13 protein-coding genes and 2 pseudogenes are annotated in these 14,552 nt (G+C 64.1%); 6 read left to right on the forward strand and 9 right to left on the reverse strand.

From position 1 onward, the window contains the following. Positions 1 to 211: 211 nt before the first annotated feature. The 6 genes from EU800_RS24015 to EU800_RS24035 form a co-directional block, all read right to left on the reverse strand. Positions 212 to 982, reverse strand: coding sequence for a DUF1194 domain-containing protein (locus EU800_RS24015; RefSeq protein ID WP_129636031.1), 771 nt, complete (start codon positions 980 to 982; stop codon positions 212 to 214). A 729-nt stretch (positions 983 to 1,711) separates the two neighbouring features. Then, positions 1,712 to 2,344: a tyrosine-type recombinase/integrase gene (locus EU800_RS24020; RefSeq protein WP_129636032.1), complete on the reverse strand. Its 633-nt coding sequence runs from the start codon at positions 2,342 to 2,344 to the stop codon at positions 1,712 to 1,714. A gap of 418 nt (positions 2,345 to 2,762) precedes the next feature. Continuing rightward, positions 2,763 to 4,277 (reverse strand): multicopper oxidase family protein, encoded by a 1,515-nt coding sequence (locus tag EU800_RS24025; RefSeq protein ID WP_129636033.1) that lies wholly within the window; start codon positions 4,275 to 4,277, stop codon positions 2,763 to 2,765. 69 nt (positions 4,278 to 4,346) lie between these two features. Beyond that, the gene (locus tag EU800_RS24030; RefSeq protein WP_129636034.1) at positions 4,347 to 4,685 is read right to left on the reverse strand and encodes a hypothetical protein; all 339 of its coding nucleotides are present in this window, start codon (positions 4,683 to 4,685) and stop codon (positions 4,347 to 4,349) included. Positions 4,686 to 4,784: 99 nt separating this feature from the next. Then, positions 4,785 to 4,949: a hypothetical protein gene (locus tag EU800_RS27040; RefSeq protein WP_165354826.1), complete on the reverse strand. Its 165-nt coding sequence runs from the start codon at positions 4,947 to 4,949 to the stop codon at positions 4,785 to 4,787. An 11-nt stretch (positions 4,950 to 4,960) separates the two neighbouring features. Beyond that, positions 4,961 to 5,161, reverse strand: coding sequence for a heavy-metal-associated domain-containing protein (locus EU800_RS24035; protein ID WP_129636035.1), 201 nt, complete (start codon positions 5,159 to 5,161; stop codon positions 4,961 to 4,963). Between the two features lie 247 nt (positions 5,162 to 5,408). Between EU800_RS24035 and EU800_RS24040 the strand changes: the two are divergent. The 4 genes and pseudogenes from EU800_RS24040 (at position 5,409) to EU800_RS24055 (ending at position 10,545) form a co-directional block, all read left to right on the forward strand. Continuing rightward, a pseudogene (locus EU800_RS24040) lies at positions 5,409 to 7,895 on the forward strand (heavy metal translocating P-type ATPase). A gap of 70 nt (positions 7,896 to 7,965) precedes the next feature. Further along, positions 7,966 to 8,226, forward strand: coding sequence for a glutaredoxin family protein (locus tag EU800_RS24045; protein WP_129636036.1), 261 nt, complete (start codon positions 7,966 to 7,968; stop codon positions 8,224 to 8,226). After that, on the forward strand, positions 8,214 to 9,518 hold the full coding sequence (locus EU800_RS24050) for an MFS transporter (RefSeq protein WP_129636037.1): 1,305 nt from the start codon (positions 8,214 to 8,216) through the stop codon (positions 9,516 to 9,518). The genes EU800_RS24045 and EU800_RS24050 overlap by 13 nt, the downstream gene beginning before the upstream one ends. Next, positions 9,511 to 10,545, forward strand: coding sequence for a 2Fe-2S iron-sulfur cluster-binding protein (locus EU800_RS24055; protein ID WP_129636038.1), 1,035 nt, complete (start codon positions 9,511 to 9,513; stop codon positions 10,543 to 10,545). The genes EU800_RS24050 and EU800_RS24055 overlap by 8 nt, the downstream gene beginning before the upstream one ends. A gap of 107 nt (positions 10,546 to 10,652) precedes the next feature. On the opposite strand, the gene cueR is transcribed toward EU800_RS24055, so the two are convergent. After that, positions 10,653 to 11,105 carry a Cu(I)-responsive transcriptional regulator gene (cueR, locus tag EU800_RS24060; protein ID WP_129636039.1) on the reverse strand — a complete coding sequence of 151 codons (453 nt, stop codon included), beginning with the start codon at positions 11,103 to 11,105 and terminating at the stop codon, positions 10,653 to 10,655. 128 nt (positions 11,106 to 11,233) lie between these two features. Then, positions 11,234 to 11,428, reverse strand: coding sequence for a hypothetical protein (locus tag EU800_RS24065; protein ID WP_129636040.1), 195 nt, complete (start codon positions 11,426 to 11,428; stop codon positions 11,234 to 11,236). A 227-nt stretch (positions 11,429 to 11,655) separates the two neighbouring features. On the opposite strand from EU800_RS24065, the gene EU800_RS24070 reads away from it, so the two are divergent. Both EU800_RS24070 and EU800_RS24075 read left to right on the forward strand, forming a co-directional pair. Further along, a complete protein-coding gene (locus EU800_RS24070) occupies positions 11,656 to 13,125 on the forward strand; it encodes an MFS transporter (protein ID WP_129636041.1) in 1,470 nt (489 codons plus the stop codon). Positions 13,126 to 13,630: 505 nt separating this feature from the next. Further along, positions 13,631 to 13,804, forward strand: a pseudogene (locus tag EU800_RS24075) (transposase); the annotation flags it as partial. On the opposite strand, the gene EU800_RS24080 reads toward EU800_RS24075, so the two are convergent. Continuing rightward, positions 13,773 to 14,162 carry a hypothetical protein gene (locus tag EU800_RS24080; RefSeq protein ID WP_129636042.1) on the reverse strand — a complete coding sequence of 130 codons (390 nt, stop codon included), beginning with the start codon at positions 14,160 to 14,162 and terminating at the stop codon, positions 13,773 to 13,775. The pseudogene EU800_RS24075 and the gene EU800_RS24080 sit on opposite strands and share 32 nt — an antisense overlap. Between the last annotated feature and the right edge of the window lie 390 nt (positions 14,163 to 14,552).

The raw sequence follows: 14,552 nt of genomic DNA on the forward strand, positions 1-14,552 counted from the left end.
CGCCGCTCGAACCTACGAACAGCTTTGGCAGGTCGTCGGACACGTCTGCAACCTCTTCACTGAAGAAGAATGCTACAACTTCTTCACAGCCGCAGGCTATGAAACCGAATAGATTGGGAACGCTCTAACTCATTCAATCCAGCCGGAACCTGCCAATGTTCGTTTAGAGCGATGGTTCGATATCGCGACCGCGCCCTCGGTGCCGCTCAATCTAGAGATCCCCACTATGCAGGCCGACCAACCTGCGGTCGCTCTCCAGTCCCGGTGCCTCGACCGCCTGGATCGTTAGTTCGCGCAAGAGTTTTCTCTTCATCGCGCGAGCATAGTCGTCGTAGCCGACCGCCACCTCAACGAAAGCATCCTGGCCCTGGATTACCTCGGAAAGAAAATAGGACGCCAGGGAGGCAATCGAGTCCTCGGTCATCTTCTTGAAGCTTTGAAAATTCCACGCCACCACTAGTGCGTTCACCCGCAGCCCGTCGATCCGCCCGGAGGCCTTCAACTGACCCGGCGACAGCCCGTTGTTGTTCTCGCCGTCGGCTGAGATGTCCAACGTCCGGTCCCAGCACCGCGGCGCTCGCTCCAGGAGGGTCATTCCGAAATCCATAGCCACGCCGAGCCCCGTGGCCTCGGGCGCCGGCCGCCGCTTCCAGTTGGCGAACTGCTCTCGTACGCCTTCCAACGCGACGGCGTCGGCCAGAAGCGTCCAGTCGACGATCATCTGCTGGTACGAGGAAGCGGACCATTCGTAGGCCGCCAACGCCACCGGGACGCCCGGCACCGCAAAAAGTGCCTCCTGTACCTCTGCGTCCCCGAGCGCTTCGGCCATGCCCCGCATCTGAAGACGGTATTCTCCTCCGTCGACCGAGCCGGACACGTCGAATGCCAGTGCCAGCGCAAGCCGGCACTGCTCGGCCACGGCGGAAGAGGCCACGAAGGATAGAATGACGAAGAAGGCGACGTCACGGCTACGTTTGAGCATTGTGGTCAATCGGGCAACGGGCCATCACGTCGATTTCATCGACAAATCGTCCGCGAACCAAGGGCCGATTGCTCCTTGATTGCAGATCCCCGAATTGACGGGTTCGCGCCGCGGTCCGATGCCCCACCGCGTCCTCCCTTCCATGCATGCGAAAAGGGTATCCGATTTGCCGTTCAGCAGGAAGTTGTCTGGCGGTCAGTCTTGGAACACGTCATCTGTTGAAGGAATGTGAGCAAGGTTAGTGGATGGAAAAGGTTTAATGATCCGGGATAAGTTGGTCGTGGCCGGGCGGGTCGCAGTACTCGAGGGGTGCGGTCCCAACAACAGGCCCACTCCGCCGAGTGAAGATGTTTCCGGGTCCGGCATCTTCATATCCGGTTCGGCTGTGACAGGTGTGGCCGGCGGGTCTGGCCAGTCTCCGCGTCTGGTCTCGGGGATATAGGATCTGGAATTGTCTGTTGGAGTGGATCTGGGCGGTGACCAATCCTTCGGCACGGCGTTCAACCGCGATGCCTTTGCGACTACCGGCACCACCGCAATTGGCGGCTCCGCCCCTTAGCCGTCCTCACAGCATGCAACCACAAACGTCCGGTTCTCGGCAAAGGCGTTGGGCAGCGCGCAAAGGAGACAGTTGATGACGTTGGCGCTGTGAACGGCGGCTAGGTCGGCGAAGCGGACTCATAAATCGGTATTACATCGTGGGCCGATCGGGTAGATCGGCCCAACTCGTCAGAGATCGACGGACTCGGCAATTGAGAGTGCATCTTCCAATTCGACACCGAGATAACGGACGGTGCTGTCCATCTTCGTGTGTCCCAGCAGGAGTTGTACTGCTCTCAAGTTGCCGGTCTTGCGATAGATCTGCGCAACCTTGGTACGACGCATCGAATGCGTTCCGTACGAAGTGGGGTCCAGGCCGATCGACTGAACCCATTCTCGAACCAGGCGCGCATACTGGCGGGTAGAGATATGCAGCCGCTCATGGAAGCGGCCCGGCCACAGGAATTCCGACCCGATCATCAAAGGATCCGCGATCCACTGCGAGATCGATCTCCGAGTTCCTTCCGAAATCTCGAACCGAACTGGCTTGTCGGTTTTGCTCTGGATGACCGAAGCGCGCTCCTTGACCAGCCCGGCAGCGTAGACATCCGCGACCTTGAGCTTCACGAGATCGCACCCTCGCAGTTTACTGTCGATGGCGAGATTGAAGAGAGCCAGGTCACGATGCCGCTCGGCGAGTTCCAGTCGTACCCGGATGGCCCAAACATGCTTTGGTAGCAGCGGTCGCTTCTGACCAACAATTCGCCCCTTGTTCCATGGTTGTCGGCAAGCTCGGACAACAGGAAGGTTTACGTTTTCCATAACGTTTCCTCAGATCCGCCACTCCCATCCGCAGCGCCAACCTAGCGTCGGCTGCCCAAGATAGGCTTCCAAGTCGGCTTTCAGGAACGTTGGAATCGAACACGAAACCGCGGCGTGCGGCAGCTGACCGCTCGCTTCTGCCGTTCGCGATCGTTGTCCACCAGCGCCGTTCGCAACTGCGGCATCCTTCAAGACGGGCGGGAAGCAGACTTTCGCTGCGGTTGGAATGAAAGGCGGAAATCGGCCAGATTTAGTGCTGAGATGATGGCAGCAGCAGAACATCGCTGCAATGGCAGAGAAAGATTGCCCACACAGGAGATTTGGATCTGGACGCGCGAAGTGGTGCCCTGCGTCCAACTCAGCGTGGACCGCGAACAGAAAGTCGTATAGGGGCGCCCAACCGGGCGCCCCGTGCACCTCAGGCTGAGGCCGAAACCTGAAATTCCGTCATCATGCCGGTGGCCAGATGCGGCATGTGGTGACAATGCAGCATCCAGCGAGCCGCTTCGCCGGCGTCGAGCGCAACGGTCACCATCGACATCGGAGGGATGTAGACGGTATCCCGCAGGGCGCCCGAGACGCGCTGGCCATTGATCTCCACCACCTGGAAGACATGGCCGTGAAGATGCATCGGGTGACCCATCATCGACATGTTGTGGAACATCAGTTCGACCCGCTCGCCGGGGCGCGCCCGGACCGGGCTGTGGCCGCCCCAGGTCTGCCCGTCGATGGTCCAGGCATAGGGCTGCATCGAGCCGCCGAGCATGAGCATCCGGCCGCGATCGATCGGGCGACCGGGCAGGCTTTCAAGAGCGGTGAGGCGAGCTTCCTGCGCCAGATCGATGTCGAAGGCCGGCGCCGCGACGTCGGCCAGCGCGGCGATGCGCTCGACGGCGGCACCCGGCGTTGCCAGGATAAGCCCGGTGCGTTCCCGCGCGCCTTCCCGCAGTGCCAGGATCGGCCATGCGCCGCCCTCGGCTGGCAGGTCGATCTCGAGATCGAGGCGTTGCCCCATCGCCAGGCCGAAACGGTTGCCGGAGAGCGGTTGCACGCCGTGCCCGTCCACCGCCACGAGGCGCGCGGCGGCCACACCCGTGTCGATCCAGAACACCGTCGCCGCCGCCGCGTTGATGACGCGCAGGCGGATGCGTCCGCCGCGCTCGACGGTCACCACCTCCGGATCGGCCAGGGTGCGGTCGTTCGCGAGATAGGCGTCCCAGTCGTAGTCGTTTAGGTCCATCGCCATGCCGCCCATCGACATGCCCCCCATGGTCATCCCGGCCATGCCGTGCCCCATGGCGGCGTGATCGGCGGGCGCTGCAGGGGCCGCTGGAGCAGCGGCGTGGGCGCCATGCCCCCCGTGTCCGCCGTCAGCTTGTCCGCCGCCACCATGGCCGCCGGTAATTTCGGCAAGGACCTCTTCCGGGTCCTTGAAGGAGAAATCGTGCAGGAAGAGAACAACCTCCTGCCGGTCCTCGGCAACGTCCGCCTCCGAACGCACGATCAGAGGCGCAGCCAGCAGCTTCATCTCCTGCGTGGGGATGTGGCTGTGCATCCAGTGCGTGCCCGGGCGCGCCGCGAAGTCGTAGCTGCGGCTCTCGCCCGGCGCGAGCACGGGCATCGGCATGTCAGGCACGCCGTCCTGCGCATTCGGAGGAATCTGGCCGTGCCAGTGAACGATTGTGGGCTGGTCGAGCGTATTTGTTAGCGCCACCCGGAACGGTTCGCCCGGATCCAGTATTAGGCCCTGCCGGCCGTCGGAGCGCGCAAGGCCCCAGACGCTGGCCGCCCGGCCGTCCACGTCGATCGTTCGGCGCGCGGCGGCAAGGGCGATCGGTGCTGAGGTCCGTGCCCGCGCGACAGCCGGCAACTGGGTTGCCGCGCAGGCGGCAGCTCCTGCGGCCATCAGGCCGCGTCTCGTGAAATTGGTCATCGTCGTCTCCTCGAACCTCCAAGGGTCCGTATGCAATCGGGAAAGGCGATCCTTGCGGATCGGATGCAGTCAGACGAAGACCGGTTTCGGGGGGCGTTCAGCCACCTCCGGCGCCGTTCCCTGCGGCGCGATTCCATGTCCGATGAGGAACCCATCCCAGAGCCACTGGACCCGGAAGAACGCACTCTGAGGCGTGAGCACTTCGGCCGCGGCGGCACAGTAGAGTTTGCAGATCGCTGCGCCGTCGGAATGCATGTCACCTGCCGGGACGTGCATCCTGCCGTGATCGCCCTGGCCATGCCCTGCGTGCCGCTCGGCGGCATTCGCCGTCTCGACGAAGGGCAGCCATGTCGCGACGAATGTCGCGAACAGGAGGGAGAACAGCGCAAGGGCGGACAGGCGTTTCATCCAGACGAGCCTACAACGTTCCCGGAAATCCCGAAATCAAGTATTCGTTTCCAATTGTGGGGGGCCATTCCGGCGCGGGAAGGGCCCACCTTCTCGGTTTCAGTTCGCCTGATGTTCGACCCCATGCCCATACGTATGGACCTGAGGCTGGTCAGGAAGGCCAGTCGCACCGGGGCCGGCCGCCGTGATCTGCGCCTGTAGCAGCGTCAGGCCGAGGGCAGCGGCGGTGGCGACACCGAGGAACGCGAACGAAAGACGTGGCATCGCCGCCTCCGTCAGGCGGCGTCGCGCGTGGCGGGGTAGCCCGCCTCGGCGAGAACGGCCTCGATCTCGGCCCGCGTCGCCGAGGTTTCGACGTCGATCCGGCGGTTTTCGGGGTCGGCATTGACCACCGCACCAGTGTCGACGGACTGGATCGCCTTGGTCACGCTGCGGGCGCACCCGAAGCAGGTCATGTTTTCGATGTAGAATTGCATGTTTGCCTCCTTTGCTTGCTTGGCGAAACAAGACGTGGGCGTTCCCAGCATTGGAGGGTCAAGAGAGGATTTTCGGATTTTTTATTGAGGGTGCTTGTGCCCAGGGTTTCCGATCACTCTGGGTACAGGAGCCCGCGCGTGAAGCGGCATCATGCAATGTCAGAAAGGACAAGATCATCGCTTGACCCTCCCATCATGGGAGATCCCATGTCTCGGCGCATCAACGCTAATCCGAAGGGAATCAGCCATGAATGCGCCAGCCAGTTTCACCAGGGAGACCATCTCCTTTCCTATCGAAGGCATGACCTGCGCCTCCTGCGTGGGCCGCGTCGAACGCGCCCTGAACGCCGTGCCCGGCGTTCTCGACGCCAGCGTCAACCTCGCCACCGAGCGCGCCGACATCCGCCTAGCCGGACCCGTCGAACGTGCCGACCTGATCCGTGCCGTGGAGGATGCCGGCTACACGGTTGCCGCGGCAACCATTGAACTCGCCATCGACGGCATGACCTGCGCCTCCTGTGTCGGTCGCGTCGAGCGCGCGCTGCGCGCCGTGCCGGGCGTCACCGAGGCCACCGTCAACCTGGCCACCGAACGGGCGACCGTGAAGGGCACTGTCGATGCCGCAACCCTGATCGCGGCGGTCGCGGATGTCGGCTACGTTGCCCGGCCTATGGACCGGAGCGGTGCCGCCAATGCCGAGGCCGAGGCGCAGAAGGAAGAGGAGCGCCGTATCCTTACACGCGACCTGGCAATCGCTGCGGCCCTCACCCTGCCGGTCTTCGCACTGGAGATGGGAAGCCATGTCATTCCGGGAATGCACCACCTGATCGCATCGACCATCGGACTGACCGCGAGCTGGCTGATCCAGTTCGCGCTGACCACCCTGGTGCTCGCCTTCCCGGGTATCCGGTTCTACCGGAAGGGCATCCCCGCACTCCTGCGCGCGGCGCCCGACATGAACAGCCTCGTCGCGGTCGGCACGCTGGCGGCCTATGCCTATTCGCTCGTTGCGACCTTCGCGCCGGGGCTGCTGCCCGCAGGCACCGTCAATGTCTATTACGAGGCCGCCGCCGTCATCGTGACGCTGATCCTGCTCGGAAGGGTGCTCGAGGCTCGGGCCAAGGGCCGCACGTCCGAAGCGATCAAGCGGCTCGTCGGGCTTCAGGCCAAGACCGCTCGCGTGCGGCGCAGCGGAAGCGTCGCCGAGATCGAGGTCGGGGACGTCGCCCCCGGCGATATCGTCGAGGTGCGCCCCGGCGAGCGGGTCCCGGTCGACGGCGAAGTGATCGAAGGTGAAAGCTGGATCGACGAGTCGATGATCACCGGCGAACCGCTGCCCGTCGCCAAGTCCAAAGGCGCCCCGGTCACGGGCGGCACGGTAAACTAGACCGGTGCCTTTGCCTTCCGCGCAACGGCTGTCGGCGGCGACACGATGCTCGCGCAGATCATTCGCATGGTCGAGGAAGCGCAGGGCTCCAAGCTGCCGATCCAGGGCCTCGTGGACAAGATCACCATGTGGTTCGTTCCTGCGGTCATGACGCTCGCGGCGCTAACCTTCGGCGTCTGGTTCTTCTTCGGGCCCGATCCGGCGCTGACCTTCGGCCTGGTGAACGCGGTTGCGGTGCTGATCATTGCCTGCCCGTGTGCCATGGGCCTCGCGACGCCGACCTCGATCATGGTGGGCACGGGGCGCGGCGCCGAGCTTGGGGTGCTGTTCCGCAAGGGCGACGCCCTGCAGGGTCTGCAGGACGCCCGCGTGGTGGCGCTTGACAAGACCGGAACGCTGACCGAAGGCAAGCCGACCCTGACCGACCTCGTTCTGGCCGACGGGTACGAGCGCGCCGACGTGTTGTCGCGGGTCGCCGCCGTCGAGGCGAAGTCCGAGCACCCGATCGCCCGTGCCATTGTCGAAGCGGCCGTGGCCGAGGGCCTGTCGCTGCCCGTTCTCTCGGGCTTCGAGAGCGTGACCGGCTTCGGGGTTACCGCAGAGGTGGGCGGCGTTCGGGTCGAGATCGGCGCCGACCGCTATATGGCGAGCCTCGGGCACGGCGTGCAGGCCTTCGCGGACACGGCCAAGCGACTTGCCGACGAAGGAAAGTCGCCGCTCTACGCCGCTATCGGCGGGCGGCTCGCCGCGATCATCGCGGTGGCGGACCCGATCAAGGAGACCACGCCCGAGGCAATCCGTGCCCTGCATGACCTCGGCCTCAAGGTCGCCATGATCACTGGCGACAACCGCCGCACGGCCGAGGCAATTGCGCGCCGGCTGGGCATCGACGAGGTGGTGGCCGAGGTGTTGCCCGACGGCAAGGTCGCGGCGATCCGGCGGCTCAAGGCACTGGGGTCGGTGGCCTTCGTGGGCGACGGCATCAATGACGCCCCGGCGTTGGCCGAGGCTGACGTGGGCCTCGCCATCGGCACCGGCACCGATGTCGCCATCGAGGCGGCCGACGTGGTCCTGATGTCCGGGAGCCTGAAGGGCGTTCCGAACGCCATCGCGCTCAGCCGGGCGACGATGCGGAACATCCGGCAGAACCTGTTCTGGGCCTTCGCCTACAACGCCGCGCTGATCCCGGTCGCCGCCGGAGCGCTCTGGCCGGTGTCCGGCATCCTGCTGTCGCCCGTCTTCGCCGCCGGCGCCATGGCGCTGTCGTCGGTCTTCGTGCTCGGCAATGCGCTCAGGCTCCGTCGGTTCCAGGCGCCGATGAGCGAGGCAGCCCGCACTGCGCATTGATCGCGTCGCGTCCCCGGTCAGGTCGGGGACGCGCACCCCATTCACCCCTTTCGACACCAGGAGAGTTCTCATGACCATCACCGTCATCGTCTATTCGACCCCGACCTGCCCCGACTGCCGCACATTGAAGGCCTGGCTCAGACGCCTGGGCATCGATTTTTCCGAACGTGATCTCACCGAACTGGCCGTCATGGACGAAGCCAAGCAACGCTTCGGCGTGCGCGTCGCCCCGATCACCGAGATCGGAGATTGGTTCACCTACGGCACCTTCGAAGATCAGAAGCCCCGGATCGAGGCGCGCCTGAGGGAGGTCGGGATATGGCCGATCTGACCCTCGATCCGTCGCGCTCCGACACCGGGCGCAGGCCGCTCGTTCTCGGCACGTTTGGCCATACGGTCAACGACGCCTACACGGCCTTTCTGCCGGCCGTACTGCCGATGTTCCATCTGCAGCTTGGCCTGGACGAAGCGACGCTGGCGGCTCTGGTCGCGGTCTTCGCGCTGTCGGCTTCGCTGCCCGGACCGCTGCTCGGGAAGCTCTCGGACCGGTTCGGCGAGGCACCCGTGACCGCCGCCAGCGTGCTCTTCAGCGCGGTGCTGCTGAGCCTTCTGGCGGTGGCGCCGAGCATTTCGCTCCTGTTTCCGCTGGTTGCCGTCGCCGGGCTCGGCTCGGCCGCGATCCACCCTGCCGGCTCCATGCTGGTGCGGCGCGGCACATCCAGGCCCGAACTCGCGGTTGCCCTCTTCTCAGCTGGCGGCATGTTCGGCTATGCCGCCGGTCCGTCGCTGCTGGCCACTGCGCGCGAGCTTGCCGGTCCTGCGCTGCCGTTCGTCCTGGCACTGCCCGGCATCCTGGCCGCGGCGACGATCCTGGTCTTCGCCCCTCGCGGCAGGAACCGCGGCGCGTCACGATCGAAGACACGTCAGGGCTTCGACTGGCGGCTCGTCTTCGGACCGGTCGGCCTGATCACCCTGGCCGCTGCCTTTGCCTTTCTCCCAGTCACCGCCGTCCTGAACGGGCTACCGCTGTTCCTGATGGAACGGCACGGTCTGACGGATACGCATCCGGCCATCGCCGGGACGCTCGGCACATTCTCCCTTGCTGCAGCGCTCGGCGGCATCGGCGTCGGGTTCCTCGCGACGCGGCTTTCCCGCAAATGGCTGCTGGCAGCTGTTTTGGTCGGCAGCGTTCCCGCCTTCGTGGTGCTGCTCTGGCTCGCCCCCGGTACCTTCGGATTCGCCTTCATGCTCTCTGCCGCCGGTGCGCTCAGCTATGCCGCGACGCCGATCCTCGTCGTCGCCTCGCAAGACCTGGCGCCACGGTCGGGTGCGGCGGCCTCGGGCATGGTCTTCGGCCTCGGTTCGGCACTCGCGGGGCTTTTGTACTTCGGCATTGGCGCCCTGCAGTCCGAAGTCGGCGTTGGCCTGGCGTTGTCGCTGGCGTTCATCGCACCAGTGCTCGCGGCGGCGCTGGCGCTCCTTGTCCTGAACCGCGTCCCACGGGTTCCGGCGACCTCTCTCAGTGAAGCCCTCTGTGCCTGTGCCACCGCAAGCGGTACCGGCATCTTTCCCTGCGCCACAACGTGCGCCCTTTCCTGCAATGGAGTATCCCAAAATGCCTGATGTCACCCTTCTCAACATTTCCCGCTCCATCGAGGTGCCGGACGGACAGACGATCCTGTCGGCCGCACTGGACGCGGGCATCGACTACCCGCACGGCTGCAAGTCCGGCCGCTGCGGAAACTGCAAATCGCGCCTCGCCAGCGGCGAGGTGGAGCTTCCCGACCACTCTCGCTTTGCCCTTCCCCCGGATGAACGCGACGGCGGCCTGATCCTGGCTTGCCGCGCCGTGCCGAAAGGGCCGGTGAGCGTCTTCTGGCTTGAGGAAGAGAATGAAGCGGCCATCTATCCCCATCGTGACATGGAGGCCGAGGTCACGGGAGCCGCGTTGCTCACGCACGACATTCTACGTCTTCGGCTCAGGGCGGACGGCGCGGCCCTACGGTTCGCACCCGGCCAATACGCCACGCTTGCGCTCCCCGGCGTACCCGCACGGGATTATTCCATGGCGAACCTGCCAAGCGCGGATGAGCTGGAATTCCATATCCGCCGCGTCCCGAATGGGCGTACATCGACGGCCATCCACGAGCGTCTCCGCGTTGGTGACCGCCTGCATGTCTCCGGGCCGCGCGGCTCGGCGCATTTGCGGACAGGTCATACTGGGCCGGTCCTCGCCGTTGCCGGTGGCTCCGGCCTGGCGCCAATCCTGTCGATCCTCGAGAGCGCGGTCGCCCAGGGCATGCGGCAGCCACTCCGTGTCTATGTCGGCGGGCGGGACGAACCTGACCTCTACGGCCTTGAACGTCTGGCCGAGCTCGCAGCGCGGCACGGAGACATGACGGTGACACCGGTTCTGTCGTCTCCCACCGCACCGACGGCCCGGAGGACGGGCTTCGTTCACGCGGCGGTCCGGGCCGATCTGGCGAACCTCGATGGTTGGAAATGTTACACGGCGGGGCCCCCGGTCATGACCGACGCCCTGACGGAGGTCGTTCTTGCCAAGGGTCTGAAGCGGGACGACCTGCATGCCGATGTGTTCTTTACGCCTGAGACCGTCATCGATACCGGGGGGATCACCGCCACTGGCTGAAAAACACGTGGATTGCCGGGGGCTGATCCCACCCGGCACTCCAACAGAATTTCTTCCCGGACGCGTCGTTTCCGATTTCTGCCGCCCCGGCAGTTGCGAGGCCGATATCAACCGGCGACCGCAAAACTCCGGCGCGAGGTCTTCTTCCGTGGAGGCTTCTGCGTCGCCTCATCCTCGGCCCCGAGGCCGGTCAGGATCGGGCAATCGGGCCGCTCGTCGCCATGGCAGTGATGCGCCAGGTGTTCGAGAGTGGCAATCATCTCGTCGAGTTCACGGCGCCGTTGTTCCAACTCGCGGACATGGTCCATGGCCAGAGACTTCACGTCGGCGCTCGCGCGGCCTGCGTCCTGCCAGAGGTCCAGAAGCGCCGCGATCTGCTTGACCTGGAACCCGAGATCACGGGCCCGGCGCACGAAACGCAGCATCGCGATGTTCTTGTCGGAATAGACACGGTACCCCGAGTAGGACCGCAGTGCGGCGCGGACGAGGCCGATTTCCTCGTAATACCGCAGCATCTTCACCGAGATACCCGTTGCTTTCGACGCTTCACCAATATTCATGACGTGGCTCCATTCGTTTCCGGCCAAGCCGGGTCCGACTCGGTTGTGCACCTTCCCACCATTGGAGGGTCAACAGCCTTACCGCGCAATCCTTAAGGATCAGGCTTCGGAGATGGTTCCGCCGGATGTCAGCCGCTCGCCAATTTCCGTACGACGACACCATGTGGCGTCCGGACGAGGTGCGACTCGAGAAGGATGTGCTCGTCGATCTCCTTGTCCTTTCCATCGGGCAGCACCGTGCGCTCGAGTGTAGCGGTTCGCATAAGCTGGAGAAGTGATCCGATCAGAAATGGGCGGGCGTCAATGCAGTCGACATGCGTCATCGGGAGTCTCCACGTTGTTGGATTTGTGACGACTCGCCTTCTCGGGGTTCCAATACAGGGAAGGTCAAGGCGAAGGAATCGCCCCGTTCCCGCTGCGAACTTGCTTGCCCGAGCGTGCGCCCTGACATGCTCGGAGGGGCGTTGACCTTGCCACGATGGGAACCCGCAAGACGAGAAGCATCCGCACGAATCGATGCGGGCCAATCGCAACCAGAGGATATCATCCGATGTCACTTCCCAATCCCGATCCCAAGCGGTGGAAGGCGCTGGCGCTTTTGTGCGCCGCGCAGTTCATCGTAATCCTCGACACCTCGATCATCGGTGTCGCCCTTCCCGCCATCCAAACCGATCTCGGTTTCACCGACGATGGCTTGAGCTGGATATTCAATGCGTACGTGATCGCCTTCGGCGGTCTGCTTCTGCTTGGCGGCAAGCTCGCCGACGTGTTCGGCTCCCGTCGCATCTTTCATGCCGGCTTCGCCATTCTCACGGCATCGTCCCTCATCGCGGGTCTGGCAGACAGCCAAGCCGTGCTCCTCGCTGGTCGTGCCTTGCAGGGCGTGGGCGCGGCATTGATCGCCCCGGCGGCCCTGTCCTTCCTGATGCGCTTGTTCGGCTCTCGTCCGGCGGAGCTCGGCCGCGCCTTCGGCTTCTGGGGCGCCTCCGCCGCCGCAGGCGGAACGGCTGGCGTCTTCCTCGGCGGGGTCATCACCGAGTGGATGAGTTGGAGTTGGACCTTCCTCGTCAACGTGCCACTGGGACTTGCCGTGCTGGCTGCAGGGCCAGCCATACTGCGCGCCATTCCCGGTTCCCGGGGAAAGATCGGCCTGATCGACTCCGCACTTGTAACAGGGGCGATCGTTGCAGCCGTCTACGCGATCGTCACGGGGGAGCATGTCGGGTGGTTGGTTCCGCAGACCCTGTCCCTGCTAGGTGGCGCCGTCGCTCTGCTCGTTTTGTTCCTGATCGTCCAGGTCAGTTCGCGCTCGCCGCTATTGCCGCTTCGCCTGTTCCAGGCTCCGGGCCTCGGTGCCGGGAACCTCGTCATGGCGCTGTTGGGGGCAGCCTGGATCCCGCTTTGGTTCTTCCTTAACCTTTACCTCCAGTCGGTGCTTAACCTCTCGGCCTTCGGGTCGGGCCTGGCGCTTCTGCCGATGACGCTGGTCATCATGATTTTCATGGTCAAGCTCACCGGTCCCCTGATCGCTCGCTTCGGTGTGAAACCCGTAATGGTAACCGGTCTCCTGGCATTGAGCGGCGCCCTTGGTCTGCTGGCGACCATCCCGGCGGACGGAACCTACCTGACCTCGGTTCTACCAGCTTCGCTGATTGCAGCGCTCGGCATGTCGCTGGCCTATATTCCGGTCACGATGACCGGCCTTGGGGGAGCGGCGCCCGAAGACACCGGCCTTGCGTCCGGGCTGATCAACACGACCTACCAGGTCCGATCGGCGCTCGGTCTCGCGGTCATGGTTTCGGTTGCAGCATCGCAGTTCGCCGGCGCCCCAGACGACGCTTTCGACATGCTATCGGTATACCGAGCCGCGTTCTTCGGAGCCGCGCTGGTCGGGTTGCTCGCGACCATTGTTGCCCTCGTCTTCGTGCGTGGCAACGGCAAGTCGGCGGACAGTTCCCGTCGGTTGAACCGTTCCGTGCCTCTGGCCCCTGGGGCCGGAGGCATTCTTTCGCGCCAATAGCGACCTCCGTCATGTGAACACAGCGGTCTTTAGGGATGCGCTCCACCACACGAAATTAGACAGTCAAGGACCAAAGAATGTGGGACAGCGAGCACCTCCCTGTGCCACTTGCTGCGGCGCAAGCATTCGTCCGATTCGGCGGGGAGCGGAATTTTCATTTTCTGGGTAGGCTATCCGTGGCCAATGGTCCTCCCACCCCGGTGTTGTGGGCGCGGGAAATGGTCTCAGCAGTGGGTATTCGCCGTGTCGGTGACTGCACCAAACCGGTCGCCACGAAACGTGAAACGAGATGATCGGAAGCTGCGTCACAGCATTCGCTACAGCACTGCAGATCGCTCAAAGGCAACTCTCTACGGCGAGATAGCAGACATTTTGGACACTTTGCAGAAATGACCGCATTGGGCCGTGCACGCGCTCTGTTCTTTTGCTGCACCTGCGAAATGCCGCAACCGGCCCAAGGTCGGGAATGCGCAGTGAGCGGTCGCCCTGGCGTGTCCGGTCCAAGAAGCGGCGAGCCGACGTCGTGGAGATTTTCCCCAACGAGGCGTCCATCATTTGCCTGATCGGCGCTGTGCTGTTCGAGCAGAATAACGAATGGCAGACCGCAAGCTGCTACATGATGGTCGAGGTGTTCGCAGACGGACGGATCAGAGATTGGTCCGGAAGCGCCAGTTGCTGAAGGTTTCCGCCGCGCCCGCCACTTCAGGAAGGGCAGCGGCGATCCTGTCGAGAAATGCCGACGCATCGGTCTCAGCCAGCACTCGCCGGATCTGTGCCGCTTCATCCTGTATTAAGAGGTCGAGAACACTCGCCTCGGCATCGGCAAGCGGCTCAAGCGCCGAGGTGGCTTTGGCGAAGAGCGCCGAGAAGCCGGCTTCTGCGATCAGCAGTTCGCTTGGCCCGTCCGGTTCCGAGGGATCGGCGAGACCGAGCGCGGCTATCGCCTCGGCAACGTCCATGCCTTCCGGGCCGATCACGAGACTCCCGACCGGCTTGTCCTGGATGCCCGTGAAGGTGAGCTTGATGAACCTGGGCATCGCCAGTCTCCTCTGCTTTGCCCCGGCCGGCAGGCCAAGACAGGTCGCGACCACACCGAGGACGAACGCCCGCCGCCGGACCCCGACTGGCCGAGTCATCCGAGCCTGAAGGTCCATCCCATATCCTTGAAATCGGCCTTCGTGCCCGGCAGATCCTTCAGCCCGAATCCGTTCTGCATCAGCTTCAGGTACTACTGCAAGTCAGGTGGCAAAGAGGCTCCGATACCAAGAATGTCTTCGTCAGGGGGCTCGATCACGATCATCGCTGGTCGGGTGCTGTTCCTTGATCAAACCATGCCAGTGAGTCCTTCTCGAAATCCCGTTGTAAGGTCTGAGCCACGCCCTAATTGTAACGAAGTTCATGCACGAGACGGAAACGCACCCTCGAAC

Source organism: Tropicimonas sp. IMCC6043 (assembly GCF_004146235.1).
Lineage (GTDB): Bacteria > Pseudomonadota > Alphaproteobacteria > Rhodobacterales > Rhodobacteraceae > Tropicimonas.

What these genes read in the sequence shown, in the direction of transcription:
- EU800_RS24015 (WP_129636031.1), bottom strand. Translation starts at nt 982, where the DNA reads ATGCTCAAACGTAGCCGTGACGTCGCCTTCTTCGTCATTCTATCCTTC.
- EU800_RS24020 (WP_129636032.1), bottom strand. Translation starts at nt 2,344, where the DNA reads ATGGAAAACGTAAACCTTCCTGTTGTCCGAGCTTGCCGACAACCATGG.
- EU800_RS24055 (WP_129636038.1), top strand. Translation starts at nt 9,511, where the DNA reads ATGCCTGATGTCACCCTTCTCAACATTTCCCGCTCCATCGAGGTGCCG.
- EU800_RS24065 (WP_129636040.1), bottom strand. Translation starts at nt 11,428, where the DNA reads ATGACGCATGTCGACTGCATTGACGCCCGCCCATTTCTGATCGGATCA.
- EU800_RS24070 (WP_129636041.1), top strand. Translation starts at nt 11,656, where the DNA reads ATGTCACTTCCCAATCCCGATCCCAAGCGGTGGAAGGCGCTGGCGCTT.
- cueR (WP_129636039.1), bottom strand. Translation starts at nt 11,105, where the DNA reads ATGAATATTGGTGAAGCGTCGAAAGCAACGGGTATCTCGGTGAAGATG.
- EU800_RS24045 (WP_129636036.1), top strand. Translation starts at nt 7,966, where the DNA reads ATGACCATCACCGTCATCGTCTATTCGACCCCGACCTGCCCCGACTGC.
- EU800_RS24050 (WP_129636037.1), top strand. Translation starts at nt 8,214, where the DNA reads ATGGCCGATCTGACCCTCGATCCGTCGCGCTCCGACACCGGGCGCAGG.
- EU800_RS24035 (WP_129636035.1), bottom strand. Translation starts at nt 5,161, where the DNA reads ATGCAATTCTACATCGAAAACATGACCTGCTTCGGGTGCGCCCGCAGC.
- EU800_RS24025 (WP_129636033.1), bottom strand. Translation starts at nt 4,277, where the DNA reads ATGACCAATTTCACGAGACGCGGCCTGATGGCCGCAGGAGCTGCCGCC.
- EU800_RS24030 (WP_129636034.1), bottom strand. Translation starts at nt 4,685, where the DNA reads ATGAAACGCCTGTCCGCCCTTGCGCTGTTCTCCCTCCTGTTCGCGACA.
- EU800_RS24080 (WP_129636042.1), bottom strand. Translation starts at nt 14,162, where the DNA reads ATGCCCAGGTTCATCAAGCTCACCTTCACGGGCATCCAGGACAAGCCG.
- EU800_RS27040 (WP_165354826.1), bottom strand. Translation starts at nt 4,949, where the DNA reads ATGCCACGTCTTTCGTTCGCGTTCCTCGGTGTCGCCACCGCCGCTGCC.